Source organism: Frondihabitans sp. OV104 (genome assembly GCF_057787745.1).
This window is the reverse complement of the sequence record NZ_CM173541.1, coordinates 3,202,724-3,229,266: the sequence shown is the minus strand read 5'-3', so window position 1 is coordinate 3,229,266 and position 26,543 is coordinate 3,202,724. Positions and strand designations below refer to the sequence as shown.

Below are 26,543 nucleotides of genomic sequence, written 5' to 3'. Positions count from 1 at the left end.
TGGGCGGAGCAATGGAGCCGTCAGCGGGTGGCTGCGGGCTTCGACTGGATCCCGAGGACCTTCTTCACGGCCCAGACGGCCGCGTGGAAGAGACCGGTCACGATCGCGGGAAGCACGGCACCGGCGGCGCGCTCGGCCTTGACGACCTGCTTCTGGACGGGAGCGCTGCTCCACACCTTCGATGCACCGGCCGCGATCTGCTCGTAGCGCTGATGGCCCGCACGTGAACCGAGCACGTACCCGATGGCCGCTCCCGCGACGAAGATCAGCTTGCCTCGCATGAAGCCTCCAGAAGTCTCTGCTGTGCGGCCCCGCGGCCGCAACACGTTCTTAGGTTAGTCCGGTCTCGCGGGTGCCGTCCGACAGGGGCGGTGGGCGACGTGCTCAGCGCAGCGCGCCCTCGAGCAGGCCGGCGGCCTTGGCCCGGGCGTCGGCGATCACTCCGGCGAGGCCACGGCCTGCCACGGCACCCCCGACGCGGACGACCCCGCTCCCGTCGGCAGGTGCGGCGCCCCGCACGGGCGACGCCCACTCGACTCGGGCGAAGCCGTCGACGGCGGCCGGGTCGAGCCCCAGGCCGAGGATCGCCGACGCGTCGGCGAGCGCGACCTGCCGCAGATCGGCGTCGGTCGTCGCGGGGTCCACCACGGGCGAGTCGTAGCTGAGGCGCAGCACGTGCCGGCCCTCGGCGCGCTCGGCCACCCACGCCCACTTGATGCTGGCGTGCGTGAGGGCCTTCGCGCGGATGCCGGGGGCGCCGGGTGTGACCAGGACGCCTGTGCCGCGGGGCGCGGTGTCGAGTTCCTGCGCCCGGATCACGAGGGTCGCGAGCGTGATGACGCCCGTGTCGGCCCGTCCGCCCGAGAGGAGGGCGCTGTCGCGGCCGCCCAGCGCGACGACGACGACCCTCGCCGACAGGGCCTCGCCGCCGTCGAGGACGACGCCGGTGCCGTCGACGGAGCGGACGGACGCGCCGAGCCGGACCTCGACCCCGTACGTCTCGAGGTCGGCGACGAGCTCGTCGACGAGGCGGACGACTCCGCCGCGGATGCCGCCGACGGCTGACCCCGCGGCCGACGACTCCCGCAGCTCGCGCACGGCACGGGCGAGCGAGTTCTGGTGCAGCAGCGCCGCCCGCAGACCGGGGGCGACCCGGTCGACGTCGAGGGTGTCGGGGTGCGCCGAGTGCACGCCCATGACCACGGGCGTCACCAGCTTGTCGAGCACTGCGCGGCCCATGCGGCGGCGCACGAGGGGTCCGAGCTTCTGCTCCTTCGCCCCGATCGGGCCGGGCAGGAGCGAGTCGAGCTCGGCGCGGAGAGCCGCGCCCGTGCCGATCACGTCGATCACGTCTTTCGCCATGGCCGTGCCCGGGATGCCCAGCAGTCCCGTCTTCGGCAACGGGAAGGGCGCGCCGTCGGCCTGGATGATCCAGGCGCCGCGCGGGTCGGGCGCCACGATCTCGCTGCCCAGGCCGATCTGCGTCGCCAGGGTCGCGACGGAGTCGGTCTTCGTCGCGAAGCTCTCGGCTCCGGCATCGAGGTCGATCCCCGCGACCGTGTGGCGCATCACCTCGCCGCCCAGCCGCTCGGAGGCCTCCAGGAGCACGACGCGGCGACCGGCCTTGCCCAGGTCGCGCGCGACGACGAGGCCGGCGATGCCGCCGCCGACGACGATCGCGTCCAGAGATCCGCTCACAGTTCGTGGGCCAGCTCGACGATCCGGGTCAGGACCGCCGGGTCGGTGTCGGGGCTCACGCCGTGCCCCAGGTTCAGCACGTGCGCCGGCGCCGCCCTGCCGCGCTCGACCACATCGCGGACGTGCGCCTCCAGCACCGGCCACGGCGCCTGCAGCAGCGCGGGGTTGATGTTGCCCTGCACGACGGTGCGCCCGCCGAGACGACGCGAGGCCTCGTCGAGCGGGATCCGCCAGTCGACTCCCACCGCGTCGGTGCCCACGTCGCGCATCGCCGCGAGCAGCTCGCCCGAGCCGACGCCGAAGTGGATGCGGGGCACCCCGAGGTCGTCGATGTGCGACAGCGCGCGGGCCGACCAGGGCGCGACGTGCTCGACGTAGTCGGCCAGCGACAGCGAGCCCACCCACGAGTCGAACAGCTGACCGGCGCTCGCCCCGGCCATGATCTGCGCGCGCAGGAACTCGCCCGTCGTGTCCGCGGCCCACTCCATCAGGGCGCGCCACGTCTCCGGCTCCGCGTGCATCAGCGTCCGTGCGCGGATGTGGTCTTTCGACGGCCCGCCCTCGACGAGGTACGCCGCCAGGGTGAAGGGCGCCCCGGCGAAGCCGATCAGCGGGGTCGCGCCGAGCTCGGCGACCGTGCGCGCGACGCCCTCGGCGACCGGCGCCAGCGAGTCGGGATCGATCGGGCGCAGCTTCGCCACGTCGGCGGCGGTGCGGATCGGCTCGTCGAGGACGGGGCCGCGACCGGGGACGATCTCGACGCCCACGCCCGCGAGCTTGACCGGCACGACGATGTCGCTGAAGAAGATGCCGGCGTCGACGCCGTGGCGACGGACCGGCTGCAGGGTGATCTCGCTCGAGAGCTCGGGGTCGAGGCAGGCGTCGAGCATCTTCGTGCCCACGCGCAGCTCGCGGTACTCGGGCAACGACCGGCCGGCCTGCCGCATGAACCACACGGGGAGCGTCTCGGGGCGGTCGCCGCGGAGGGCGCGCACCAGGCTCGACCCCGCGGTCAGGCCGGAGGCGAGCGGGTGCGTGGCGGGGAGGGCGGTCGTGATCACGTCGTGAATTGTCGCATCCCGCGCTGGGCGGTCGGGCTCAGAACGCCTTGCGCAGCACCGCCATGCGGAGGTCGTCACGGAGTGGCACCCCGAAGCGCTCGTCGCCGTAGGGGAAGGGGACGAACCCGCCCGTGCGCACGTAGGCCCGACGCTCGTAGAAGGCGATGAGCTCGGCGCGCTGCTCGATGACCGTCATCTCGATCTCGGTCAGGTGCCACTCGTCGCGCGCGATGCGCTCGGCCTCGGCCAGCACCCGTGATCCCAGGCCGCCGCCCTGCCCGGTCGGCGTGACCGCGAACATGCCGAAGTAGCCGACGCCGTCCGGCCGGCGCACGACGTTGCAGCACGCAACGATCCGGTCGTCCTCGACGGCGACGATCACGCCGCCGTCCGGGTTCGCGAGGTCGACCGCGAGGAGGTCGGCGTCGATACGCGGCCCCTCGAGCAGGTCGGCCTCGGTCGTCCAGCCGGCGCGGCTGGCGTCGCCCCGGTAGGCCGATGTGACGAGCTCGACGATCGCCGCGGAGTCGACGGGGGTCGCGGTACGGAAGAGGATCACGCCCCGACCCTACCGAGGGGATCACTCGACGCCGAGTTCAGCCCATGCACAGGTGAAACGGGAGAGTTACCATATCTGTCGTGCTCATCTGCCTGACGGCGTCTCATCAGAACGCCAGCTTCGACCTCCTCGAGAAGTTGAGCGTCGGCGCACCCCTGGCTGCGGGCACCCTGGTCGAATCGAGCGATTTCGTCTCGGGCGCCGTCGTGCTCGCGACATGCAACCGCTTCGAGGCGTACCTCGACGTCGACGAGCCCCTCACCGCGGCGAGCGCCGTAGCCGTCGAGGCCACCATCCAGACCATGAGCGAGGCCTCGGGCGTCGACCCCGTCGCGCTCCGCACCAGCGTCGACGTCATCACCGGCGACGGGGTCGTCGAGCACCTCTTCGCCGTCAGCTCCGGCCTCGAGTCGGTCGTCGTCGGCGAAGACGAGATCTCCGGCCAGGTGCGCCGCGCGCTCGAGCGGGCCCGGCAGGACGGCACGACGTCGTCCGATCTGGAGCGACTCTTCCAGCAGGCCTCGCACACCTCGCGCGGCGTCAAGAACCGCACCAACGTGGGCGGCGCCGGCCGCTCGCTCGTCCGCCTGGCCCTCGAGCTCGCGTCGAGCCGGGTCACCGACTGGGCCCAGGCGCGCATCCTCCTCGTCGGCACCGGCCAGTACGCCGCGACGACCGTCGCCGCCCTGCGCGACCGCGGTGCCGGCGACATCGGCGTCTACTCCGCCTCCGGCCGCGCCCCGTGGTTCGCCGCCAAGCACGAGGTCGCGGCGCACGCCGACCTCGCCGAGGCGATCGCCTGGAGCGACATCCTCATCACCTGCACGTCGACGGCCACCCCGCTCGTCACGCCCGACGTCGTCGAGGCGGGCCCGCGCCGCCTCGTCATCGACCTCGGCCTTCCCCGCAACGTCGACCCGCTGGTCGCCCGAGTCGAGGGCGTCGAGATGCTCGACCTCGAGACCATCAGCCTCCACGCCCCGCTCGCCGAGCTGACCGCCGCCGACGATGCCCGCGCGCTCGTGTCCACGGCCGCCGCCGAGTTCCAGGCCGTGGCCGCCGAGCAGTCTCTGTCGCCCGCCGTGGTAGCCCTCCGCAAGCACGTCTTCGACCTCCTCGACGGCGAGATCGAGCGCGCCCGCTCGCGCGGCGATTCCAGCGAGCGCACCGAGCAGGCGCTCCGGCACCTCGCCGGAGTCCTGCTCCACACGCCGTCGGTCCGCGCTCGCGAGCTTGCCCGCGAGGGTCGCGGCGAGGAGTTCCGCGACGGACTCGAAGCGCTCTTCGGGCTGACGGAGACGCGGGCCGCGACGCTCTCGGCGCTGCCCCGCTCGGCAGGCGAGGCGGCGGCGGGCTGATCCTGCGACCGTAGCCGTCGGGCGCGGCCCGCGCCGGACGCGCCGGACGCACCGGACGCACCGGACGCACCGGACGCACCGGACGCACCGGATGCACGATCCCGCCGAACCGGCACCGTCCCTCCCCAAAGGTGGAGGGCTCGAACCGAAACGGCGGGCTTGACGCCCGGCGGCAGGATTCAGTGCGTCGAGAGCGCCAGCACGTAGTCGGCCACGGTCGACTCGAAGTCGGCTGTGCGGCCGTCGATGAGGCTCGACACCAGCTCGCGCACCATCTCGCAGCGCACGTCGGCCTCGGCCGCAGGCTCGAAGCCGTGCACGCGCTGGGCCGACTGCGAGAACAGCACGGCGACGGGCATGATCAGCTCGTCGAGGAGATCGGGCGCCCATGCGCCGAGCAGCGCGCGGGCTACCTCGAGGAAGAGCGCGACGTCGCAGGGCGCCGTCAGCCCGAACAGCTCGACGACGGTGAACCGCTGCGCGTCGCCGTCGATGAGTCCGCGCTTCGCGTCGCACCGGGGGCCGGCGGTCACCGCAGAGACCATGGCCCGTGCGAGCCGGTGCAGCATCACCTGAGTGGCCTCCGGGGTCCAGCAGACGATGCCGCCCGTCGTCGTCGCCCGACGCGAGACAAGCCCGAGGCACCAGGCCTCGTCGAGCGCGGCGCCGGCCTCGGCCAGCGACAGTCCGTGCTCGTGGGCGAGCTGCTCGACGTGGACGCCGTCGCCGGGAAGGTGCCGCCCGGTGGCGATGTCGACGAGCAGGTAGTCGACGGGGTCGATGACGATGGCGGGCAGAAGGGCGGTAGCGGTGGCGGTGGTCCCTGCGGTCATGGGGGGTCCTGATCTCATCGGGGTGAACGGGTGATGAATGCAATATTTCACAGTTATATCCGCTCGTCAATAGCAGAGGGCGCAGGAACTCGGGAGAATGTCTCCCATGCACCCGATCGTCGTCTCCGCGCTGGCCCTCGTCCGCGAGCGGAGGCTGCTCATGGTCACCGCCCGGGGCCGCGACGTGCTCTACCTGCCGGGCGGCAAGGTCGAGCCGGGTGAGTCCGGCGCGGAGGCCGTCGTGCGCGAGTCGCTCGAAGAAGTGTCGCTGGCCCTCGATCCGGCATCGATCGTGGAGCTCTTCACGGTGAGCGAGCAGGCGCACGGCGAGCCCGACGGCCGCCTGGTCGAGATGACCCTCTTCACAGCCGACACGCCCGACGAGCCCGTCCCCTCAGCCGAGGTCGGCGCGATCACCTGGACCGCGACGGCCGATGCCTGGCGGTGTCCGCCTGCAGGACGGGAGACGCTCCGGCGATTGTCATCCCTCGGACTGATCGACTGACCCGGTCCGCGTGGCACAGTGGAGCCATGCGCACCAGAACCACTCTCACCGTCCTCGCCCTCAGCGCCCTCACGGTCGCCGGTCTCGCCGGATGCTCCTCGTCGAACGACGCCGCCGAGCCCACCGCGACCGAGACGGTGACGACGACGGCCGAGCCGACCATCCCGGCGACGACTCCGACGCCGAGCGAATCCGTCTCCGCCACGCCGACGAAGACGACGCCGGCGGGCGGCAACGGCGGCGGCACGACGGTCTCCTCGTGCACCTCGTCGAACCTCGCCGCGAGCATCGCCGAGGGCGACGGAGGCGCCGCCGGCACGATCGGGATCACCCTCGTGCTCACCAACAAGGGGTCGGCCTCGTGCACCCTGCAGGGCTGGCCCGGCGTCTCGCTCGTGGGCGGCGGCACCGGCACGCAGATCGGCGCCGCGGCGAAGTTCGATCGCACGACCCCCCACGGCACAGTCACTCTCGCGTCGGGCTCGACCGCGAAGGCCGACCTCCGCTACCTGCAGGCCGGCAACTTCGACAGGGCCAAGTGCAAGCCGACCGCGACCGACGGGTTCCGCGTCTACCCTCCCGGGCAGAAGGCCTCGGTCTTCGCCGCCTACAAGGGCGTGACCGGCTGCAAGTCGACGTCGGTGCAGCTGCTCACCGTCGGCGCACTGCAGTAGCCCGCGGCGCACGCGTCGAGCACAGGCCAGCGCAGGCCAGCGGCAAGCACCGGGCGCAGGAACTAGCTCACGTACTCGAGCAGATCCAGCCCGACGGTCCGGAGCACGTCGAGCACCCGCAGCCGCGTCGGCAGGTCGGCATCGTCGAACGCCACGGTGGCCGCGTACGAGACGCCCCGGCGGCGACCGCGAAGCGCCCCGGCTTCAGAGCGCACGCCCTGGTCGGCCCCGGTGAGGTTCACGAGCTGGAGGCCGTGGTCGCGCGCCCGATGGGCGACGGGGTCGAGCCCGAAGGCGGCGGCGACCATGCTCAGGTCGCTGCCGGTGGAGAGCCAGCCCAGCACGCGGTTGCTGACGGCGGTGTCGACGCAGCGGCCGCCGACGAGGTCGCCGAAGAGGCCCTGCAGCTCGAGGGCTGATCCGATCGAGAACTGCGGTGCGTCGTCGGGCCCGCGGGTGGCCCGGGCGTAGTCGAGCAGCGCCGTGCGGTTGAGGCCGAGCTCTTCGGCGCGGGCGTGGACGGCATCGAGGCCGACGAGCCGGATCAGGGCGTTCGTGGCGACGGGGTCGCGGAAGGCCCCCACGAGGGTCGCGGCATCGAGCACCCGGAGCGACGGCACCAGCATCGACGACCAGAGCCCGCCGACGCGGGGGTCGTCGACGCGCGTCTCGCCCGCGCCGTCACCCGTGGCGGACTCGCGCGACACCTCGTCGACCGGCCCCAGCCGACCGTCCGCAAGGCGCGCGGCGACCTCGACGAGCAGCAGCAGCCCGCCGACCTCGGCGGTCGGCAGGGCGATCTTCTCGTCGATCGCCAGCACGACCTCGCCGGTGTCGAGATCGGCGGCCGATGCCGACACCCGGGCCTCGGCGAAGGCCAGGGTGCCGAGCGCCGTGAAGCTGCGCTCGAACGGCTCGGCCGCCCGCTCGCCGCGGTGCCGGCCCGGATCGCGCGGGACGTCGCGCGACCGGCGGCCGCGTCGACTGTCGATACCGGGGTCAGCCATCGGAGCGGCTACCAGATCGTGACGCGCTCATCTTCCGGCAGCCAGAGCGCGTCGGCGTCGGACACCGCGAAGGCGACGTAGAACTCGTCGATGTTGCGGACGATCTGGTTGCACCGGAACTCGTTGGGCGAGTGCGGGTCGATCGACATGAGACGGATGGCCTCCTCGTCGCGGATCTTCATCTGCCAGGCCTGCGCCCAGCTCAGGAAGAAGCGCTGCGCGCCGGTCAGTCCGTCGATCACCGGCGGCTCCTGGCCGTCGAGCGAGATCAGGTACGCCTTCCACGCGATCGAGAGGCCGCCGAGATCGCCGATGTTCTCGCCGATGGTGAGCGCGCCGTTGACATGGTGACCGGGGGTCTGCGCCGGCTCGAGCGCGTCGTACTGGGCGATGAGCGATGAGGTGAGCTTCTCGAACGCCTCGCGGTCGGCCGGGGTCCACCAGTCGGTGAGCTTGCCGTCGCCGTCGTACTTCGAGCCCTGGTCGTCGAAGCCGTGGCCGATCTCGTGGCCGATCACCGCTCCGATCGCGCCGTAGTTGGCGGCCGCGTCGCGGTTCTCGACGAAGAACGGGAACTGCAGGATCGCCGCCGGGAACACGATCTCGTTGAAGCCCGGGTTGTAGTACGCGTTGATCGTCTGCGGGGTCATGAACCACTCGTCGCGGTCGATCGGCTTGCCGATCTTGCCGAGCTCGCGGTCGAAGCCGAAGACGGCGGTGGCGCGGATGTTGCCGACGAGGTCGGTCGCATCGATCTCGAGCTTCGAGTAGTCGCGCCACTTCACCGGGAAGCCGATCTTGGGCGTGAACTTGTCGAGCTTGTCGAGGGCGCGGGTGCGCGTCTCGTCGGTCATCCACGCGAGGCCCGTGATGCTCTGGCGGTAGGCCTCGACGAGGTTCGCGACCAGGACGTCCATCGCGACCTTCGCCTCGGGCTGGAAGTTCCGCTCGACGTAGATGCGGCCGACGGCCTCGCCCATGGCGCCCTCGACCAGCGAGACGCCGCGCTTCCAGCGGGCGCGCTGCACGGGGGTGCCGGTGAGGGTCTTGCCGTAGAACTCGAAGTTCGCCTTCACGAAGCCGCTCGAGAGGTACGCGGCGAACGAGCGGACGATCTGCCAGCGCAGCCAGTCGCGCCACGCGTCGAGCTGGTCGTCGACGAGCAGCGTTGCGAGGCCGGTGACGAACGAGGGCTGGCGCACGACGATCTCGTCGAAGACGCCGGCGGGAGCGCCGACCGCGTCGCGCCAGATCGAGAGGTCGACGCCCTCGGCGAGCGCCGCCGCATCGGACCACGGCAGGAGGTTGTAGGTCTTCTCGGACTCGCGGGTCGCCACGTTGTCCCAGTGGTGCGAGGCGATGGCGGTCTCGAGCGCGACGACGCGAGCGGCGCGGTCGGCCGCCTGGTCGAAGCCGGCGCGCTCGAGCTGCGAGGCGACGAACGCCTCGTAGGCGGTGCGGATCGACGCGAACTTGTCGTCGCGGTAGTAGGACTCGTCGGGGAGGCCGAGGCCGGCCTGCTCGAGGAACACCATGTAGCGCTCCGGGTTGCCCGGGTCGTTGTCGACGAAGAGCTGCGCGAAGCCCGAGACGCCCTGCAGCTCGAACCGGCCGACGGCCTGCAGCAGCGCGGCGACGTCCGTCACGTCGTCGACGCTCGCCAGCAGCGGCTGGATCGGCGTCGCCCCGAGCTCCTCGGCGCGGTCTTCGTCGAGGAAGCTCGCGAACAGGTCGCCGACCTTGCGGGCCTCGCTGCCCGGCTCGGCCTCCTGCGACTCGTCGATGATGTCGCGCACGGCCTGCTCGGCGGCCTCGGCCAGCAGGTAGAACGAGCCCCAGCGAGCCTTGTCTTCGGGGATCTCGGTCTCGCGGATCCAAGTGCCGTTGACGTGGCGGAAGAGGTCGTCTTGGGGCCGGGTGGCGGGGTCGAGGGCGTCGGTGGCGATTCCGGACTTCGAGGAGACTTCGGTCATGGGGGCAAGCCTAGGCGTGTGGTCCGACAGCCGCGATCGGCTCCCAGTACAGTCACTGCATGGCCCTCCCCTGGAAGCTCCACGCCGACGGCAAGGCGGTCGACCAGACCGCGATCGTGCTCCCGGAGGAGCGGCTGTCGTGGCCGCGCACGGTGGGGCTGGGCGCACAGCACGTGGTCGCCATGTTCGGCGCCACGTTCCTGGTTCCCATCATCACCGGCTTTCCGCCCACCACGACGCTCCTCTTCTCGGGCATCGGCACCTTGCTCTTCCTGGTCATCACGAAGAACCGCCTGCCCAGCTACCTCGGCTCGTCGTTCGCCTTCATCGCCCCGATCGGCGCCGCGACCAAGATCGGCGGGATCCCGCTCGCGCTCAGCGGCATCATCGTCGTCGGCGCGCTGCTGGCGATCGTCGGCCTCATCGTCCACGTGCTCGGCACGAAGTGGATCGACGCGCTGCTGCCGCCCGTCGTGTCGGGCTCGATCGTCGCCCTCATCGGCTTCAACCTGGCCCCGACGGCGGGGGCGAACTTCCAGAAGGCGCCGGTGATCGCCGTCATCACCCTGGCCGCGGTCGTCCTCGCGGCGGTCGTGTTCCGCGGCATCCTCGGCCGGCTCTCGATCGTCGTCGGCGTCGTCGTGGGCTATGTCGCCGCCGTCATCAGCGGGGCCGTCGACTTCAGCAAGGTCGACGACGCGGCGTGGCTCGGCCTCCCCCAGTTCACCGCGCCGTCGTTCGAGGCGACGCACATCGCCGTCTACGTGGGCTTCCTGCCGGTCGTGCTCGCCCTCGTCGCCGAGAACGTCGGCCATGTGAAGGGGGTCGGCCAGCTCACCGGCCGCAACCTCGACGACCTCACCGGCCGAGCGCTCTTCGCCGACGGCCTCAGCACCGTGATCGCCGGCATCGGCGGGGGGTCGGCGACCACGACCTACGGCGAGAACATCGGCGTCATGAGCGCGACGCGCGTGTTCTCGACCGCGGCGTACTGGGTCGCCGGCGTCATCGCGATCCTGCTCGGGCTCTCGCCCAAGATCGGCGCCGTCATCGCAACCGTGCCCCCGGGCGTCATCGGCGGCGTGACCGTGGCGCTCTACGGTTTGATCGGCATCATCGGAATCCGCATCTGGGTCGAGAACGGGGTCGACTTCTCGAAGCCGAAGAACCAGCTCACCGCCGGGATCGCACTCGTCGCCGGCATCGCGAACCTGACCTTCACGGCCGGCGGCGCGGTCTTCGAGGGCATCATCATCGGCACCGTCGCCGCCGTCGTCGTCTACCACCTGATGAGCGCGATCGGGCGGGCGCGCGGCACCGAGTGACCACACCCGCGCGGGCGCTCGACCGCGAGATCGCCCGGCTGGCCGTCCCGGCCCTGGGTGCCCTGATCGCCGAGCCGCTCTTCCTGCTGACCGACACGGCCCTCGTCGGCCACCTCGGGGCGGCGCCGCTGGCCGGCCTCGGCATCGCCGGCGTGATCCTCCAGACGGCGGTGGGGCTGCTGATCTTCCTCGCCTACGCGACGACTCCGACCGTGGCCAGGCGGCTCGGCGCGGGCGATCGCACCGGGGCGCTCCGGGCCGGCATCGACGGGCTGTGGTTCGCGCTGCTGATCGGCGTCGTCCTGCTCGTGGTGGGTGCTCTGGGCGCAGGAACCCTGGTGCTCGCGTTCCAGACCGGGCCCGCCGTCTCCGAGCAGGCCACGAAGTACCTCGTCATCTCGGTGCTCGGCCTCCCGGCGATGCTGTTCGTCATCGCGGCGACGGGGCTCCTGCGCGGACTCCAGGACACCCGCACGCCGCTCGTCGTCGCGACGGCGGGATTCGCCGCCAACGCGGGCCTCAACGCCCTGTTCATCTACGGCTTCCACTGGGGCATCGCCGGGTCGGCGGCGGGCACCGTCGTCGCGCAGTGGGGCATGGCGGCGGTCTACGCGGTCATCGCTGTCCGGGCGGCCCGCGCCGTCGGGGCCCCGCTGCGACCGGGACTCGGAGGCGTGGGCAGGACGGCCTCCGCCGGCGGCTGGCTGCTGATCAGGAGCGCGGCCCTTCGGCTGGCCATGCTCGCCACGGTCTGGGCGGCCGGGATGCTCGGCGTGCCGGGGCTCGCCGCCGTGCAGGTCGCCCTGACCCTCTTCTCGACGCTGGCGTTCGCGCTGGATGCCCTCGCGATCGCCGGCCAGGCGATGGTCGGGCACGCGCTCGGGGCCGGCGATGCGGCGCGGGTGCGCGCCGTCACGCGGAGACTGCTGACATGGGGCGTCGCGGGTGGAGCCGTGCTCGGGCTGCTGCTCGCCAGCGCGGCGGGGGTGCTGCCCGGCGTCTTCACGGGCGATGGGGCCGTGCGGGCGATGCTCCCCGGGATCCTGCGCGCCATGGCCGTCGGGGTGCCGCTCGCCGGTCTGGTCTTCGTGCTCGACGGGGTCCTGCTCGGCGCCGGCGACGCCCGCTACCTCGCCTGGACCGGCCTCGTCGACGTGGCCGTGTACCTCCCGCTGCTGTGGTGGGCGGTCGCGGGCGACGGCGGGCCGGTCGCGCTCTGGCTGGCCTTCGGCATCGGCTACATCGGGGCTCGAGCCGTCACGCTCGGCGTCCGCGCCGCCGGCTCGCGCTGGATCGTCACCGGCGCCTAGCGCGGCGGGGCCGTCGTCGCCCCGCGCCGGAACGCCGACGTGAACGAGACCGAGCGGCCCTCGCGGCCGGCGAGCAGCTCGAGGATGCCGCGCCCCGCCGCCTGCCCCTTCGCGAACCCCGGCTGCACCATGGTCGTCAGCTCGGCGGCGACCGGGTCGTCGATCCGCACGCCGTCGAACCCGACGACGCTGAGGTCGCCGGGCACGGCCAGGCCGAGCTCGGCCGCGGCCCGGATGACCCCGACGGCGAGGAGGTCGCTCTGCGCGATGACGGCGGTCGGCCGCGTCTCGGGATCGCCGAGCAGCGCCAGCCCGGCGATGCGCCCCTCGTCGACCGTGCTTCCGAGCGTGGTGAGCCCGCCGGCCGCGGGGAAGACCTCGCGGGCGCCGTGGACGCGCTCGAGGGCAGTGTGCGACGTGGCTCGGGCGAGGAGTTTCTGCGTCACTCTGCTTCTGCGGCGGTCGCGGTCGAGCTCGAGGGTGACGAGAGCGACGTCGGAGTGGCCCAGGCCCTTGAGGTGCTCGGCGAGCGAGCGCGTGGCCTCGCGGTTGTCGAGGCCGATGTCGAGCACCCCGGGGATCGGGCGGCCCTCGATGGCGACCACCGGGATACCGCGACGCAGCAGGATCGCGACCTTCTCGTCGACGACCGGGCTGCACCCGAACAGCACGGCCGCGTCGACCGGTGCGTCGACGAGGGTGGACCGACCGGCGGCAGTCTCGGTGAGCAGCAGCAGCGAGTTGCCCGCCGGGCCTGTCAGGTCGGCGATCCCGTCGAGCATCGCGAGGTTCATCGGGTCGCGGAAGGCGTCGCGCAGGGACTCCTCGAGCACCACGCCGACGATGCCCGACCGTCCGCGCCGCAGCGACCGGGCGCGCGGGTCGGGACCGGCGTAGCCGAGCGTCCGTGCCGCGTCGAGCACCTTCTCGCGCGTGGACGCCGACACGGGGCCGGAGTCGTTGAAGGCCAGGGAGGCCGTCGACGCCGAGACACCGGCCAGCTTCGCCACGGAGGCGAGGGTGGGGCGGGTCGCGATGCTCATGCTCCAGAACTGTAGTCGCACTCGAATCGATTCGACGAAGGTCTTGTCGGAGTCGCCCGCGGCTTGATAGCGTGTGGTCGATCCCGCGGGTCGAATCGATTCGAGTCGCGCCACCTGCACGCACGAACCGAAGAGAACCGATGGCGACCCCCTCCTCCCTCGACACCCGCACCTACGACGGCGGCCTGACCCGGCGCGACGTGGTCCGCTGGCGCAATGCCCTCTTCGTGATCTTCGCCCTGTCGGGCCTGGCCATCGCGACCTGGCTCGGCCGTGTGCCGTCGATCCGCGACCTGCTGCACGCCAGCACCCTGCAGATGGGGTTCCTCGCGTTCGGCATCAGCGTCGGAGCCATCGTCGGCGTCATCTCGTCGAGCCACATCATCGCCTCGTTCGGTGCGAAGAAGACCGCGACCGGCGCGCTCCTCGTCGTCGCCGTCGGCCTGATCGTGGCCGGCATCAGCGCCACCCTCGGCGCCGGGTTCTGGGCGATCCTCGTCGGCATGGCGATCGTCGGCTTCGGCAACGGCACGCTCGACGTCGCGATGAACGTCTCGGCCGCGGCCTGCGAGCGCGTGCTCGGCAAGACCGTGATGCCGCTCTTCCACGCCTCTTTCAGCCTCGGCACGATGGTCGGGGCTCTGCTCGGCGCCGGTGCGGAGCGGCTGTCGCTGCCCGTCGCCGTCCACGTCTCGACGGTCGCCGTCGTGATCGCCGTCGCCGGAGTCGTCTTCGTGCGCCGCTTCCAGTCCGAGGAGCTCGGGCACGCCGCCCAGACCGACGCCGCCGGCGCGGCCGAGAGCTCGTGGCGCGGCCGCCTGGCCATCTGGGCCACACCCGGCACGATCCTGATCGGCCTCATCGTGCTCGGCATGTCGACCGCCGAGGGCTCGGCGAACGACTGGCTGGCCCTCGCGATGGTCGACGGCCATGGCGTGAGCAACGCCGCCGGATCGAGCATCCTCTTCGTCTTCCTGACCGCGATGACCGTGGCACGCGTCGCCGGCTCGCCGCTCATCGACCGGTACGGCCGTGTGCTGATGCTGCGCCTCTCGGCCGTGTCGGCGATCGTGGGCCTGCTGCTCGTGATCCTGTCGCCGGTCGTGTGGCTGGCCGTGATCGGCGTCGTGTTCTGGGGCTTCGGGGCCGCTCTCGGCTTCCCGGTCGGCCTCTCGGCCGCCGCCGACGACTCCCGCAACGCGGCGGCCCGCGTGAGCGCCGTCGCCACGATCGGCTACGTCGCCTTCCTGGCCCTGCCGCCGGTGATCGGCGTGCTCGGCGAGCGCTTCGGGCTGCTGCACTCGCTGTTCGTGGTGTTCGCGCTGATCGTCGTCGCCGGGCTCGTATCGGGTGCCGCGCGCGAGCCGTCGCGGCGCCGCCCCGTCGAGAACTAGCCGCCCCGGCCGCGCGTTAGGCTCGTCGTCGTGCGTCTCGTCATTGCCCGCTGCTCCGTCGACTACGCGGGGCGCCTCTCGGCCCACCTCCCGCTCGCCACCCGCCTCCTGATGGTGAAGAGCGACGGCAGCCTGCTGGTCCACTCCGACGGCGGCAGCTACAAGCCGCTCAACTGGATGAGCCCGCCGTGCAGCATCACGACGGAGGAGCCCGACGACGACCAGCGCGAAGCCGGGATCGTCGAGCTCTGGAAGGTCACGCAGGGCAAGACCAACGACGTGCTCCTGGTGTCGATCCACGAGTTCCTGCACGATTCGGCTCATGAGCTCGGCATCGATCCCGGCCTGGTCAAGGACGGCGTCGAGGCGCACCTGCAGAAGCTGATGGCCGAGCAGATCGAGGTGCTGGGCGACGGTCACACCCTGGTGCGCCGCGAGTACATGACCGCGATCGGGCCGGTCGACATCCTGGCGCGCGACGCGAAGGGCGGCGCCGTCGCCGTCGAGATCAAGCGGCGTGGAGACATCGACGGCGTCGAGCAGCTCACCCGGTACCTCGAGCTGATGAACCGCGACCCGCACCTGAAGCCGGTGCAGGGCGTGTTCGCCGCTCAGGAGATCAAGCCGCAGGCCCGCACGCTCGCCGAAGACCGGGGCATCCGCTGCGTCGTGCTCGACTACGACGAGATGCGCGGCATGGACGACGGACACTCGCGCCTGTTCTGACGATCGGCTTCTGAAATACAGTATTGACTTCGTGGAGAGACCTCGTAGGATGTGAAATACACAATCCGAAAGGCTCTCTCATGTCCACTCCGCTCTTCGACCAGCTCGTCTCGACCGCCTCCCCGCTCTCCCGCCACGTCGTCGCCCCGATCGCGACCCGCCGCCGCCGGCCCGCCGCACCCGTCCTCTCCGAGACCGAGCCGCTCACGGTCGACGAGCTGACCACCGCCGAGCGTGAGATCGTCGCCGAGATGGGCGGCTCCGTCGCGCGACTGATCCTCCGCATGCTCGACGACGACACGACGTCGAAGCGTCGCTGGCCCTTCCACGAGGTCCGCTGATCCGCTCCCCTGCCAGACCGTAGGCTGGAGGGGATGAGCGACTTCCCCTACTCGGCCGTGCTGTTCGACCTCGACGGCACCATCGCCGACTCCGCACCCGGCATCACGAAGACCCTGGCCAGCACCCTCGCACAGCTCGGCGAGGCCGTGCCGACACCGGCGGAGCTCCTCGAATGGGTAGGCCCGCCGCTTCCCGAGAGCTTCACCAGGCACCTCGGCATCACGGGCGACGAGCTCGACCACGCCATGGCCCTGTACCGCGGCGAGTACCTGGCCGGCGGGGCGCTCGACAGCGTGATCTTCGCGGGAATGGAAGACCTGCTCCGCCGTGTCCACGAGGCCGGGATCCCCATCTCGACGGCGACCTCGAAGCCCGAGACGCCGGCCACCATGATGCTGAACCACTTCGGCCTCAGCCGCTACCTCGACGTCATCACGGGCGCCAGCGACGACGAGAAGCGCGGCGCCAAGGCCGACGTCGTCGAAGAGGCGCTCGCCCGCCTTCGCGCCCTCGGTGTCGACGTCTCGCGTCCCGTCCTGATCGGCGACCGCCACCACGACGTCGACGGTGCCGCAGCCCACGGCGTGCCCACGATCTTCGTCACCTGGGGCTACGGCTCCCCCGCCGAGCAGGTCGGCGCGGTCGCCGTCGTCGACACGGCCGACGAGCTCGCGGAGCTGCTCGGGCTCCCCGCTTCCGGTGACGCGGACGCCGTTCCGACCGGCAGCGTTCCGACCGGCAGCGTTCCGACCGGCAGCGTTCCGACCGGCAGCGTTCCGACCGGCACCGACGACACCGACGCCGAAGGGGTCGCCCCCACCGCGAACCCGGCATGAGCGCGGCCGATTCGACTGGCGGCGGCCGCACAGGCGACGCCGTCCGTCGCGCCGCGAAGTCGCCGGCGGCCTGGATGCTGACCCTCGCGATCGTCTTGATCGCTCTCAACCTGCGCGGCCCCATCGTCGCCACGGCGCCCGTGCTCGACGACATCAAGTCCGACCTCGCGCTCGGGGCCCTTGTCGCGGGCCTGCTGACGAGCATCCCCGTGCTCTGCTTCGCCGTCGCCAGCCCGCTCGCGTCGGCGGTCATCGGCCGCCTGGGCGCCGAGCGCGCCGTCACGGTCGGCCTGCTGGGGATCGTCGTCGGCACCATCCTCCGCTCGCTCGGCACCCAGACCTGGCTCATCATCGGAACCATCGTGATCGGCGTCTCGATCACCGTCGGCAACGTCGTGCTCCCGGTCATCATCCGCCGCGACTTCTCGCCCGAGCGCGCCGGCTTCATCACCGGCGTCTACACGTCGGCTCTCAACATCGGCTCGATGATCACGTCGCTCGGCACCGCGCCGCTGGCGGCGTCCACCGGCTGGCCCCTCGCCCTGGTGGTCTGGGGATCGTTCGCGATCATCGCCGGCGCCGTCTGGATCGTCGCCATCGGATTCCGCTCGGCCCTCCGCGGCACCGGCGAGAACCGGGCGCAGGAACTCCTGACGGGCCCGGTCGAAGTCATCACCGCGAGCATCCCGGTGGTCAGCGCCGGCGCCCGGCCGCCGACGACCTCGCTCTTCAGGCGCTGGACGACCTGGGGCCTCACCCTCGCCTTCGCCGGCCAGGCGTTCGGCTACTACGGCCTCACCGCCTGGATCCCCACCCTGCTGCACGACGAGGTCGGCCTCTCGCGGGCCGGGGCCGGCGCGAGCTCGTCGATCTTCCAGATCCTCGCCGTCGTCGGGGCGCTCGGCGTGCCCCTGCTGTCGCTCCGCTGGCGGCCCGTGTACATCATCGGGCTGGTCGCGACCCTCTGGCTGTTCATGCCGCTCGGGCTGCTCTTCGCCCCGCAGCTCTGGTTCGTCTGGTCGCTGTTCGGCGGGATCGCCCAGGGCGGCGGCATCACCATCGTCTTCATCATCATCGTGCGGATGGTCACGAGCGACGTCGAAGCCCGGCGGCTGTCCGCGCTCGTGCAGGGCGGCGGCTACGCGCTCGCGTCGCTCGGCCCGCTCGTGGTGGGCGGCGTGCACGACGCGACCCGCTCGTGGGCTGCGCCGATGATCGTCGTGTTCGTCTCGGTGCTGGTTCTCGGCGTGAGCGGGGTGCTCTCGGCGCGGAAGGTGCGGTAGACCCGCGTTCCTGCGCCCTGCGTTCCTGCGCCCCGCCTTCCTGCGCTCGCGCTTGTGCCCGCCGTTTCGGCTCGATCCCTCCTGCGCGCAGACGGGGTCGTGCCGATTCGGCGGGGCTGACTGGCGTCAGAGGCGCAGGAACTGCCCGAGCGAGAGCGGGGCACGACCGGTGACGCGCTCGACGTCGCCTGACACGGCCTCCAGCTCGCCCGAGGCGATGGAGGTGTAGGTCGAGACCCAGGCGTCGGCCTGCCACGGCTCGGGGTTCCACTTCTGGCGCGACTCGTATGCCTCGTCGAGGGTCTCGTCATGGAATGTCACGGTGCGGCCGGTGACGCTCGAGACCACCGCGGCGGCCTCGGCGAGCGAGAACGCCTCGGGGCCGGTGAGCTCGTAGGTGGCTCCGGCGTGAGCGGCCGAGTCGCGCAGCACGGCCGTCGCGACGGCGGCGACGTCGGCCCGGGCGACCGCCGACATGCGGCCCTCGCCGGCCGGCCCGCGGATGACTCCGTCGTCTCCGACGAGCTCGGGCACGAAGTCGAGGTAGAAGCTGTCGCGGAGGATCGTGAACGCCGCCCCCGACTCGCGGATGCGCTGCTCGGTCGCCCAGTGGTCGCGCGCCAGCGTGAAGACGGCGTCTTCGGCGGCTCCGACGAAGGACGTGTAGACGATGTGGCCGACGCCGGCCTCGACGGCGGAGTCGACGAAGTCGAGGTGCTGCGCCAGCCGGTCGGGGGCCTCCGCTGCGGACACCATGAGCAGCACGTCGATGCCCTGCAGAGCTGCGACCGAGGCGGCGTGGTCGCCGTACGTCGCGACGGCGATCGACGCGGCGGGCAGTTCGGGGGCGCGCGACGGCGTCCGGACGATCAGGCGCTGGGCGAGCCCGGTCTCCGCGAGCGCTCGAGCGACGGCGCCGCCGATGTTGCCGGTGGAGCCGGTGATGGCGAGGGTCGGTGTCATGACGTCAGTCAAGCACTCGATCCGCGCCGCCACAGCACCGGACCCTACGCCGGGACGTTCTCGGCGACCCACTTCCAGCTGACGTCGGCGGAGGCGCTCGGGTCCATGCTCGCGCGGTCGACCTCGACGATCACCCAGCCGTCGAAGTCGGCGGGGAGGGCCGCGAGAGAACCGACGATGTCGAGGGTGCCGAGGCCCGGCTCGAGGAAGATGCCCGAGTCGGTCGCCTTCCGGTAGGAGGTCGGCGTCTCGCGGCTGGCATCGGCGATGGCCATGTCGAGGTCCTTGATGTGGAGGTCGATGACGCGGTCGCTGTGGCGCATGATCATCTCGACCGGGTCGATGCCGGCCCAGGCGAGGTGGCCGATGTCGAACGAGGCACCGAGCAGGTCGGCCGGAATCGCCGCGAGGGTCTGCTCGATCTCGTCCTCGGTCTCGATCCAGGTTCCGACGTGGTTGTGCAGGCCGGCGCGCACGCCCTCCGCCTGCAGGATCGACGCCGCCTCGCCGACGAACTCGATCTGCTCGTCGAGGCGCCCCTGATCGAACCCGGCGCCGACTCCGACGGCGTCGAGGGTGCGGACGAAGCCGGGCTCCCACGAGACCTCGGGCGCGATGAACACCGTCTCCAGGCCGACCGTGTTCGACTCCTCGGCGCGGCGGCGGACGAGGTCGAACCACCGGATCCGCTCGCCGGTTCCCTTGGCCAGGGTCACGCCGTGGTCGCGCGGGATGGGGACCCCGACGTAGCCGGGTGCCAGCTCGAGGCCGGAGTCGGCGATCATGCGGCCGAAGTCCTGCAGCGTCTGGGTTGCGAGGACCTCCATCATCACGGCCGAGAAGCCCGAGCGGCGGATCTCGGCCAGGACGCCGGGGTAGTCGGCGCGGAACGTCGGGTCGGCGTAGCGCCAGAGGTCTTCGCTGTCGGGGTTCGTCGGGTCGGCCTTGATGTTGATCCACTGGATCGCGTTGAGCGCGATGCGGTTCTGGCGGACGGGGATGGCGGTCATGCGGTTCTCCTCGGTAGGGCGGTGAGTGCGACCCGGGCGGCGGCGACGTCGGCCGGGCCAATGCGGGTCAGACGAGTGGTGCGGGTCAGACGAGTGGTGCGGGTCAGACGAGGGGCGCTGCGGCCGCACCGGCGACCACGCGGCGGGCGGCGCGCGCGGCACGCACGGCGGTGACGGCCCCGGTCAGCGTGGTGTTCGCGACGACGGCGGTCGGGATCACGCCGTTGCCGGCGACGAAGAGGTTGTCGAAGTCCCACACCCGGCCGTCGGGGTCGCAGACGGACGTACCGTCGTCGACCGGCCCGAGTCGGACGGTCCCGGTCTGGTGCAGCGACGAGCCCGGAAGGAGCAGTGCCGACTCCGTGTCGGGGTCGAACGCGCCGAAGGCCGCGGCGACGCGCGCCATCTCGACGCGGGCCGCCTCGATCAGGGCGAGGTCGGCGTCGCTGTACGAGAACTCGATCGAGAAGCGGGGCATCCCGGTCAGGTCGAGATCGTCGTCACGGAAGACGACGCGGTTCTCGGCCCGCGACTCGACGGGTGTGTAGAGCGACAGGCCGACCGAGTGGGCGAGCGCGGCGCCGCCGTCGTCGACATAGGTGGTGTTCATGATCTGCCCGTGGAACGGCTGCTCGGCGCCGTTCTGCGGGAGCCACAGCGAGTCCGTCGCGAACTCCCCGTCGCGCACCGGAGGCAGGTCGGCCCGCGTGAGGCCGAAGCGCTCGAGGTCGAGCAGCACGCGCCCGGTCAGGAAGGCGTGCTCGTTCAGGTACCGGCCGAGCGCCGGCGGCCGGATGCCCGATGCGAACAGGAGCTGCGGCGTGCGGAAGGTGTCGGCGCACACGACGACAGCGCGGGCCGCGACGAAGCGCTCCGCACCCGTGGCCGTGTCGCGGAGCCGGGCTCCACGGGCCCGTGTTCCGTCGTGCTCGATGGCGGTCGCCAGAGTTCCTGCGAGCAGAGTGAAGTGCGCCCCGCCGTCGGCGATCGGAGGGAAGATCGTCGCGGGGCCCGTGCGGGCGAGCATGCCGCTCGCCGACGGCTGCACCGCCATCGGCATGGTCTGCGGAGCCCGCTCGGCCGGGCCGCGACCCGCGAACAGCCCCTGCAGCTCGCGGAGCACGATGTCGCCGACGGCGGTCGGGCCGAGCGCCGGGTCGGTCACGCCGAGGGCCGTGCACGCGGTCTCGAGGTCGGCCCGCCACGGCTCGCCCTCGCCGAACACCTCGTGGCCCCACGGCCACGGCGTCGCCGCAGTCCAGTGCGAGCCCATGCCGCCGACGTTCCAGGCGGCCGCGGCGTTCGGCATCGCGCCGGAGTGCTCGCCGAGGGTCGACAGCAGGTGCATGCCCGACTCGAGGTCCGAGACGCCGCGAGCCGTCGAGAGCACGGGTGCGGCGCCGGCGTAGAAGCCCTGGATCCCGCTCTCGACGCGGGAGTTGTAGAGCTCCCAGATCTCGGGTTCGGCCACGTCGTGCAGGTGCACGCCGCCGCGGGCCCCGATCGGCCGACCGCCGTCGACCATCACGATGGTCGCCGAGGGCTCGGCCGCGCGGATCTGCCGGGCGACGATGCTGCCCATGATCCCGCTGCCGATCACCAGGTAGTCGGCGGGAAGGTCGGGTTCGGTCATCGGCGTAGCTCCCGTGGTTCGTCTCGGCTCGGTTCGGATGATCGCGGCGGCTGCGCGCCGGGTGCGGAGTACAGCCACGAGTCGACGTCGACGAGGGCCCGCCGGACCGCCCCGACGAGTGGCGCCTCGCCGCCGAGGCGGGTGGCGACGAGCTCGACCTCGGGTGTGCCGCGATCGCGCAGGAACTCGGAGACCAGCGGCACCAGAACGCCGGCGCCGACCTCCAGCCCTCCCCCGAGCACCACCGTCTCGGGTGCGATCGTCCAGGTGAGCACGTCGATCACGTCGGCGATCTGCTCGGCGAACGCCCGCGCGTCGCTCACGGCACGGGGATCGCCCGCGGCCGCGGCGACGACGGCCTCGCGGGCGCGCCGCCGGTCGGCCTCGATGGGCGACGTGAGGGAGCGGATCGACTCGTCGGGGACGCCGTGCAGGTTCAGGACCCGCGACTCGACGAGCTCGCCCGCGGTGCCTCGGGGGCCGCGGTGGATCTCGCCGCCGAGCAGGAAGCCCGCGCCGGTGCGGTGGCCGAGGATCAGCCAGGCGCTGTCGGGACGGCCGATCGACGCGCCCGCCCAGTGCTCGGCCAGGGCGGCGAGGTTGGCGTCGTTCTCGGCGGCGAACGGGATGCCCAGCGCCCGCTCGAAGGCGGCAGCCAGCGCGAACCCCGACCAGAGCGGCGCGTTGACGAGCCGGCCCACGACGCCTCGCGCGTCGATGACGCCGCCGGCGGCGACGGTTCCGGCGGCCAGGCGCTCGGGTGCCACGCCCGCTTCGGCCAGGGCGCGTCGAACGGCGTCGGAGGCGAGAGCGACCGTCAGCGCAGGATCGCGCGACTCGTCGGGAAGGGCCACCGCCGCACGCGCCAGCTCGCCCCCGCGGAGGTCGGCGATGACGGACACCGCGCTGTGGCTGTCGAGCACGACGGCCGCGACGACGAGGCGCCTCGACTCGAACCCAAAGCGCTTGGCCGGTCGGCCGGCTCCGCCGCTGACCGTCGGCACGGCCAGGGCGACCCACCCGTCGGCGGCGAGCTCGCCGAGGATCAGCTCGATCGTGCGGCGCGACAGTCCCGTCGCCGAGACCAGCTCCTGCAGAGTGACGTCGGCGTCGGCGTCAGCGAGGGCGCGGAGCACGACGCCCGTGTTCACGCGACGCACGGCCGTCTGATCGAGACCTGGCATGCGGCCATTATTGCGGATAAGTCGCATTATCTCGAGAACCCCCGTCGAGCCGATGTCGGAGGGTGGGCGCAGACTGTCCGCATGTGCGGTCGCTTCGTCGTAGCCCGAGCCACGTCCGATCTCCTGCCCGATCTGCTGAGCGGACTGAGTCTGCCGAGCACCGGGCCGGACCTCGTGGAGTCGTACAACGTCGCGCCCACCGACCCGGTCGCCGCCGTCCGCCTCCGACACGGCGAGCGCGAGCTGGCCACGCCGCGGTGGGGCTTCGTGCCCGCGTGGTACCCCGACCTGAAGAAGCGCCCGCAGCCGATCAACGCACGGATCGAGACCGTCGCCACGAGCGGGATGTTCCGCAAGGCGTTCGCGTCGAGCCGCTGCATCATCCCGGCCCAGGGGTACTACGAGTGGGTGCTGACCGACGACGGCAAGCAGCCGCACTACATCCACGAGCCCGACGGGGCCCTCGCCATGGCCGGCATCGTCACTGCCTGGCCCGACAGGTCGAAAGCCGACGACGACCCCGACCGGTGGGTGATCTCGACGGCGATCATCACCCGCGACGCGCACGTCGCGCCCGGCGAGGTCCACGACCGCATGCCCGCCTGCCTGACACCCGACGCGTACGACGCCTGGCTCGACCCGGCGGTCGGCGCCGACGACGCCCTCGCCCTGCTCGACGCCCGGAGCCTCGAGGTCGCGCACACCCTCGCGCACTACGCCGTCTCGAAGGCGGCCAACAGCGTCAAGAACAACGGGCCCGAGCTGATCGAGCCGCTCGGCTGACGGAGGCTCCTACGACTCGAGCTCGTCGTCGACCGACGCCAGGCCCTTCGTGACCTCGTCGAAGCGCGAGTCGAGCCAGGGCCCCACGAGCCGGAGATACGCGACGCGGATCAGCGTCGTCGCCCCGAGCGCCCACGCCATCGACGCGATGACGTCGCTCGGAAAATGGATGCCGATGACGAGGACGCTCCCCGCGACGACCCCGACCAGCACCGCCCCGATCACGGCGACGACCGGGCGGCGGGGGTCGCCCGTGCGCAGCAGCAGGAAGGCCGCTATGGCGAGCGACGCGGCGAAGACGACGTGGCCGCTCGGGTACGACGGGTCGAGCTGCGCCGGCGTGAACGGGTGGGCCAGCGACGACGCCGCGGGTCGGGCCCGGTCGACAGCGAGCTTGAGCAGATCGCTCGGCACCCAGCTGACGGCCACGACGGCGCCGAAGCCGATGGCTCGGCGCAGGTCGCGCGTCCGGAGGGCGATGGCGACGACGGCGACGAGGGTCAGCAGGATCGCCTGCAGCGGATCGAGGAGCCAGTGGACGGCGGTGGCGATCGCGACGAGGGGAGCCTCGTGGTGGGCGCTGAGCCACTGGTCGACGCCGAGGTCGAAGGTCGAGTGCGCGGGCGACGAGACGATGACGAACCCGACGACGCACACGGCGACGAGAGCCGCAGCCCCCAGCACCGTCCGGGTCACGAGGTTGCGCTGCACGGCGGGCCGGGTCGAGTGACGGCTGCGGGGGCGGCTGAGGGTGCTCATGGGAGGAGGGTCGCGCGCCGTCTCCCAGAATTGCCCCAGGCGGCGAGGGGCCCGGGTCGAAGAGTGGTCACCGGAAGGCAGTTCCTGGGTGAAGAATGGTCACTGCTGAGTGCAACAGAGAGGAACCGCCCCCATGACCACCGTCACCGCCCCGCGAATCCGATACGGCTACGCCGCAGGTCCTGCCCAGGTCTGCGCCCTCGTCGTCGGCCTGCTCCTCCTCGTGCTCGGCATCCTCGGATTCATCCCCGGCGTCACGACCGACCTCGGCACGATCACCTTCGCGAGCCCTGACTCGCACGCGATGATCTTCGGCCTCTTCCAGACCACCGTGCTCCGCAACGTCCTCTTCATCATCGTCGGCCTGGCCGGCCTCGGCGCGCCTCGCTCGCGTGCCGGAGCGACGCTGTACATCGTGGGCGCGGGCGGCTTCCTGATGACGCTGTGGCTCTACAACCTCCTGTTCGGCAACAGCGACTTCGGCGGAAACATCTTCTCGGCGAACCTCAACGACTTCGCGCTCGACTTCTGCCTCGGCCTGGCGATCCTGATCGCGGCCCTCGCCACGAGCCAGTTCGCGCTCTTCGGCAGCGACTACGAAGAGGCCTGAGCCTCAGCACACCGAGAACGCCCCCTGACGCCGCAGATCATCGGTGTCGGGGGGCGTTCCTGGTGTCGGGGGTGCCGGTTAGGGTCAGGCCATGACCGCGCAGGAACTGCGGTGCGCCGCCACCACCGCCACCGCCCCGTGCCCCGACCTCGCGGCCCCCGGCGCACCGGTGCCTCTGTGCACGGCACACCTGGCCCTGACCGCCGAGTGGGTGGGCCGCGAATTCGGAGCCCCCGACGCGCTGCCGTCGGCGTGCCCGGCGTGCGGGGCGCGTCTCGGCCTGCGGTTCCCGACCGGCTGGCTCTGCGCCGTCTGCGAGTGGAGGTACGGCGACCTCCCCGATGGCGAGCTGCCGCCGCCCCGCGTCGACGTCGTCTACTACATCCGCTTCAGCGACCGCATCAAGATCGGGACCACGGCGAACCCGCGGCAGCGGATGGCCCGGCTGTGGCACGAGCAGCTGCTGGCCTTCGAGCGCGGCGACCGGCGGGTGGAGGCGGCGCGGCACGAGCAGTTCGCCGCGCTCCGGTTCGACCGCACGGAGTGGTTCGCGGCCGGCCCCGAGCTCGAGCGGCACGTCGAGGAGGTCGGCGCCGGGCACCCTGACCCGTGGGCGCTCCACGCCCGGTGGGTGAGCGAGGCGCTGGCGCGCCGCGTCTGACCCGTCGGCGGGCGGCCGGGCGGGCGGAGGGGGCGGCCGGACGGCGGACAGCGGACGCCGGCGGCGCTCAGCGGAGGTAGGCGTCGACGATGAGGTCGCCGCGGATGGCCCGGAGCTCGTCGACGACGCGCGCGAGGGTGGTCTTGGACGGGCCGGACGCCAGCACGTCGTGGGGGCCGAGCGCCAGCAGGCGGCCGGTGCGGATCCGGACCACCTCCCACCCGACGGCCCGGAGCGCACGGTCTTTGCGGCGGTCGGCGTCTTCGCGCTTGCCGACATGCTCGAGCCCGTGCCGGCCGGTCGAGTCGTACTCGACGGCCACGCGGAGCTCGGGGAGGAGGATGTCGGGCCAGGCCTCGAGGTGGTCGAAGAAGGGGCCCCGGAGGCGCACGGCGTTGAGCCCCGCCGTGAACTCGAGGCGGGCGGCCAGCTCGGCACGGACGTCGGATTCGGCGGCCGAAGCGGGCGCCGGCGCGCACAGGCTCGCGAACGGCTCGCCGGCGGGGACGGACGGCGTCTTCGAGCAGAGTTGCTTCGGCCGGGCGGCGGCGGGCCGGCGCCGAGCCCGCACCGGGGCAGGGCGTGCGGGAGCACTCGGCGGGGCCTCGAGCTGCTGCGCCCGCCAATTCAGCGAGGGCAGGAACGGCATGCCCGGAACCCGCGTCGGGGTCGCCTGCTCGGTGCACATCGGACACCAGGCCGAGCGGCGGCGCTGGGGACCGGGGCGCCCGCGCTGCTCGTCGGGGGTCGCGACGAAGACGTGGCCGAGCTCGCACTCCCAGCACAGGAAGACGTCGGCCGCGGGCGGGATCTGGCTGAGCACGATGCCGCCGTTGTACTCGGGCCGGTACTGGCGGACCAGTGCCGGGTAGTACGACCACGCCTCGCGGTAGTCGCCCACGGCGTAGGGCATGGCGGAGCGGCGCGACAGCTGTCGTCGCGCCCACCAGCTCGCGATCGGCTCCGGCACGCGGGCAGGCTACGTCGAGCCACCGACACTCGCCCGGTGCGCC

General features: G+C 72.2%; 27 protein-coding genes. 13 read left to right on the top strand and 14 right to left on the bottom strand.

Translation table 11 applies throughout. The features are described 5' to 3' along the window. Positions 1-20: 20 nt before the first annotated feature. The 4 genes from AC3CBB_RS15205 to AC3CBB_RS15190 form a co-directional block, all read right to left on the bottom strand. Positions 21-281, bottom strand: a complete 261-nt coding sequence (locus tag AC3CBB_RS15205; protein ID WP_123506726.1) for a hypothetical protein — start codon at positions 279-281, stop codon at positions 21-23. A 103-nt stretch (positions 282-384) separates the two neighbouring features. Beyond that, the gene (locus tag AC3CBB_RS15200) at positions 385-1,698 is read right to left on the bottom strand and encodes a protoporphyrinogen/coproporphyrinogen oxidase (protein ID WP_488625247.1); all 1,314 of its coding nucleotides are present in this window, start codon (positions 1,696-1,698) and stop codon (positions 385-387) included. Further along, entirely contained in the window at positions 1,695-2,759 is a 1,065-nt protein-coding gene (hemE, locus tag AC3CBB_RS15195) for a uroporphyrinogen decarboxylase (protein WP_488625246.1), read from the bottom strand. The genes AC3CBB_RS15200 and hemE overlap by 4 nt, the downstream gene beginning before the upstream one ends. 37 nt (positions 2,760-2,796) lie before the next feature. After that, entirely contained in the window at positions 2,797-3,318 is a 522-nt protein-coding gene (locus AC3CBB_RS15190; protein WP_488625245.1) for a GNAT family N-acetyltransferase, read from the bottom strand. An 80-nt stretch (positions 3,319-3,398) separates the two neighbouring features. On the opposite strand from AC3CBB_RS15190, the gene AC3CBB_RS15185 reads away from it, so the two are divergent. Further along, positions 3,399-4,676 carry a glutamyl-tRNA reductase gene (locus AC3CBB_RS15185; RefSeq protein WP_488625244.1) on the top strand — a complete coding sequence of 426 codons (1,278 nt, stop codon included), beginning with the start codon at positions 3,399-3,401 and terminating at the stop codon, positions 4,674-4,676. A gap of 179 nt (positions 4,677-4,855) precedes the next feature. On the opposite strand, the gene AC3CBB_RS15180 is transcribed toward AC3CBB_RS15185, so the two are convergent. After that, complete coding sequence (locus AC3CBB_RS15180) at positions 4,856-5,509, bottom strand: hypothetical protein (RefSeq protein WP_123506723.1); 654 nt, start codon at positions 5,507-5,509, stop codon at positions 4,856-4,858. A 106-nt stretch (positions 5,510-5,615) separates the two neighbouring features. On the opposite strand from AC3CBB_RS15180, the gene AC3CBB_RS15175 reads away from it, so the two are divergent. Both AC3CBB_RS15175 and AC3CBB_RS15170 read left to right on the top strand, forming a co-directional pair. Further along, on the top strand, positions 5,616-6,014 hold the full coding sequence (locus AC3CBB_RS15175; protein ID WP_488625243.1) for an NUDIX hydrolase: 399 nt from the start codon (positions 5,616-5,618) through the stop codon (positions 6,012-6,014). A gap of 26 nt (positions 6,015-6,040) precedes the next feature. Further along, the gene (locus tag AC3CBB_RS15170) at positions 6,041-6,688 is read left to right on the top strand and encodes a DUF4232 domain-containing protein (RefSeq protein WP_488625242.1); all 648 of its coding nucleotides are present in this window, start codon (positions 6,041-6,043) and stop codon (positions 6,686-6,688) included. Between the two features lie 62 nt (positions 6,689-6,750). On the opposite strand, the gene AC3CBB_RS15165 is transcribed toward AC3CBB_RS15170, so the two are convergent. Together AC3CBB_RS15165 and AC3CBB_RS15160 are read right to left on the bottom strand one after the other, a co-directional pair. Beyond that, positions 6,751-7,695, bottom strand: a complete 945-nt coding sequence (locus AC3CBB_RS15165; protein ID WP_488625241.1) for a serine hydrolase — start codon at positions 7,693-7,695, stop codon at positions 6,751-6,753. Positions 7,696-7,703: 8 nt separating this feature from the next. Beyond that, a complete protein-coding gene (locus AC3CBB_RS15160; RefSeq protein ID WP_488625240.1) occupies positions 7,704-9,668 on the bottom strand; it encodes a M13 family metallopeptidase in 1,965 nt (654 codons plus the stop codon). A gap of 59 nt (positions 9,669-9,727) precedes the next feature. Between AC3CBB_RS15160 and AC3CBB_RS15155 the strand changes: the two genes are divergently transcribed. Then, the gene (locus AC3CBB_RS15155; RefSeq protein ID WP_488625239.1) at positions 9,728-10,993 is read left to right on the top strand and encodes a uracil-xanthine permease family protein; all 1,266 of its coding nucleotides are present in this window, start codon (positions 9,728-9,730) and stop codon (positions 10,991-10,993) included. Beyond that, positions 10,990-12,303: an MATE family efflux transporter gene (locus tag AC3CBB_RS15150; protein ID WP_488625238.1), complete on the top strand. Its 1,314-nt coding sequence runs from the start codon at positions 10,990-10,992 to the stop codon at positions 12,301-12,303. Before AC3CBB_RS15155 ends, AC3CBB_RS15150 begins: the two co-directional genes overlap by 4 nt. On the opposite strand, the gene AC3CBB_RS15145 is transcribed toward AC3CBB_RS15150, so the two are convergent. Beyond that, positions 12,300-13,346: a LacI family DNA-binding transcriptional regulator gene (locus tag AC3CBB_RS15145; RefSeq protein ID WP_123506717.1), complete on the bottom strand. Its 1,047-nt coding sequence runs from the start codon at positions 13,344-13,346 to the stop codon at positions 12,300-12,302. The genes AC3CBB_RS15150 and AC3CBB_RS15145 overlap by 4 nt on opposite strands. Positions 13,347-13,486: 140 nt before the next feature. Between AC3CBB_RS15145 and AC3CBB_RS15140 the strand changes: the two genes are divergently transcribed. The 5 genes from AC3CBB_RS15140 (at position 13,487) to AC3CBB_RS15120 (ending at position 17,927) form a co-directional block, all read left to right on the top strand. Continuing rightward, positions 13,487-14,740, top strand: a complete 1,254-nt coding sequence (locus AC3CBB_RS15140) for an MFS transporter (protein ID WP_488625237.1) — start codon at positions 13,487-13,489, stop codon at positions 14,738-14,740. Between the two features lie 30 nt (positions 14,741-14,770). Then, complete coding sequence (gene nucS, locus AC3CBB_RS15135) at positions 14,771-15,466, top strand: endonuclease NucS (protein ID WP_123506715.1); 696 nt, start codon at positions 14,771-14,773, stop codon at positions 15,464-15,466. An 80-nt stretch (positions 15,467-15,546) separates the two neighbouring features. Beyond that, positions 15,547-15,807, top strand: a complete 261-nt coding sequence (locus tag AC3CBB_RS15130) for a hypothetical protein (RefSeq protein WP_488625236.1) — start codon at positions 15,547-15,549, stop codon at positions 15,805-15,807. A gap of 33 nt (positions 15,808-15,840) precedes the next feature. Further along, the gene (locus AC3CBB_RS15125) at positions 15,841-16,644 is read left to right on the top strand and encodes an HAD hydrolase-like protein (protein ID WP_488625235.1); all 804 of its coding nucleotides are present in this window, start codon (positions 15,841-15,843) and stop codon (positions 16,642-16,644) included. Beyond that, the gene (locus AC3CBB_RS15120; RefSeq protein ID WP_488625234.1) at positions 16,641-17,927 is read left to right on the top strand and encodes an MFS transporter; all 1,287 of its coding nucleotides are present in this window, start codon (positions 16,641-16,643) and stop codon (positions 17,925-17,927) included. Before AC3CBB_RS15125 ends, AC3CBB_RS15120 begins: the two co-directional genes overlap by 4 nt. A gap of 126 nt (positions 17,928-18,053) precedes the next feature. Here AC3CBB_RS15120 and AC3CBB_RS15115 read toward each other — a convergent pair whose 3' ends face one another. From AC3CBB_RS15115 to AC3CBB_RS15100, 4 genes are all read right to left on the bottom strand, one after another. Beyond that, entirely contained in the window at positions 18,054-18,890 is an 837-nt protein-coding gene (locus AC3CBB_RS15115) for an SDR family oxidoreductase (protein ID WP_488625233.1), read from the bottom strand. Positions 18,891-18,934: 44 nt separating this feature from the next. Beyond that, positions 18,935-19,900: a sugar phosphate isomerase/epimerase family protein gene (locus AC3CBB_RS15110; protein ID WP_488625232.1), complete on the bottom strand. Its 966-nt coding sequence runs from the start codon at positions 19,898-19,900 to the stop codon at positions 18,935-18,937. Positions 19,901-20,003: 103 nt separating this feature from the next. Beyond that, positions 20,004-21,533, bottom strand: coding sequence for a GMC oxidoreductase (locus AC3CBB_RS15105; protein WP_488625231.1), 1,530 nt, complete (start codon positions 21,531-21,533; stop codon positions 20,004-20,006). Beyond that, positions 21,530-22,717, bottom strand: a complete 1,188-nt coding sequence (locus AC3CBB_RS15100; protein WP_488625230.1) for an ROK family transcriptional regulator — start codon at positions 22,715-22,717, stop codon at positions 21,530-21,532. The genes AC3CBB_RS15105 and AC3CBB_RS15100 overlap by 4 nt, the downstream gene beginning before the upstream one ends. Before the next feature lie 81 nt (positions 22,718-22,798). Between AC3CBB_RS15100 and AC3CBB_RS15095 the strand changes: the two genes are divergently transcribed. Then, entirely contained in the window at positions 22,799-23,500 is a 702-nt protein-coding gene (locus AC3CBB_RS15095; RefSeq protein WP_123506708.1) for an SOS response-associated peptidase, read from the top strand. A 9-nt stretch (positions 23,501-23,509) separates the two neighbouring features. Here the strand turns inward: AC3CBB_RS15095 and AC3CBB_RS15090 are convergent, their stop codons facing one another. Beyond that, complete coding sequence (locus AC3CBB_RS15090) at positions 23,510-24,259, bottom strand: phosphatase PAP2 family protein (protein ID WP_488625229.1); 750 nt, start codon at positions 24,257-24,259, stop codon at positions 23,510-23,512. Between the two features lie 133 nt (positions 24,260-24,392). Between AC3CBB_RS15090 and AC3CBB_RS15085 the strand changes: the two genes are divergently transcribed. Both AC3CBB_RS15085 and AC3CBB_RS15080 read left to right on the top strand, forming a co-directional pair. Beyond that, a complete protein-coding gene (locus AC3CBB_RS15085; protein ID WP_123506706.1) occupies positions 24,393-24,869 on the top strand; it encodes a DUF4383 domain-containing protein in 477 nt (158 codons plus the stop codon). Between the two features lie 91 nt (positions 24,870-24,960). Beyond that, positions 24,961-25,530, top strand: a complete 570-nt coding sequence (locus AC3CBB_RS15080; RefSeq protein WP_488625228.1) for a GIY-YIG nuclease family protein — start codon at positions 24,961-24,963, stop codon at positions 25,528-25,530. A gap of 67 nt (positions 25,531-25,597) precedes the next feature. Here AC3CBB_RS15080 and AC3CBB_RS15075 read toward each other — a convergent pair whose 3' ends face one another. Next, positions 25,598-26,500: a hypothetical protein gene (locus tag AC3CBB_RS15075; RefSeq protein ID WP_488625227.1), complete on the bottom strand. Its 903-nt coding sequence runs from the start codon at positions 26,498-26,500 to the stop codon at positions 25,598-25,600. Positions 26,501-26,543: the final 43 nt, after the last annotated feature.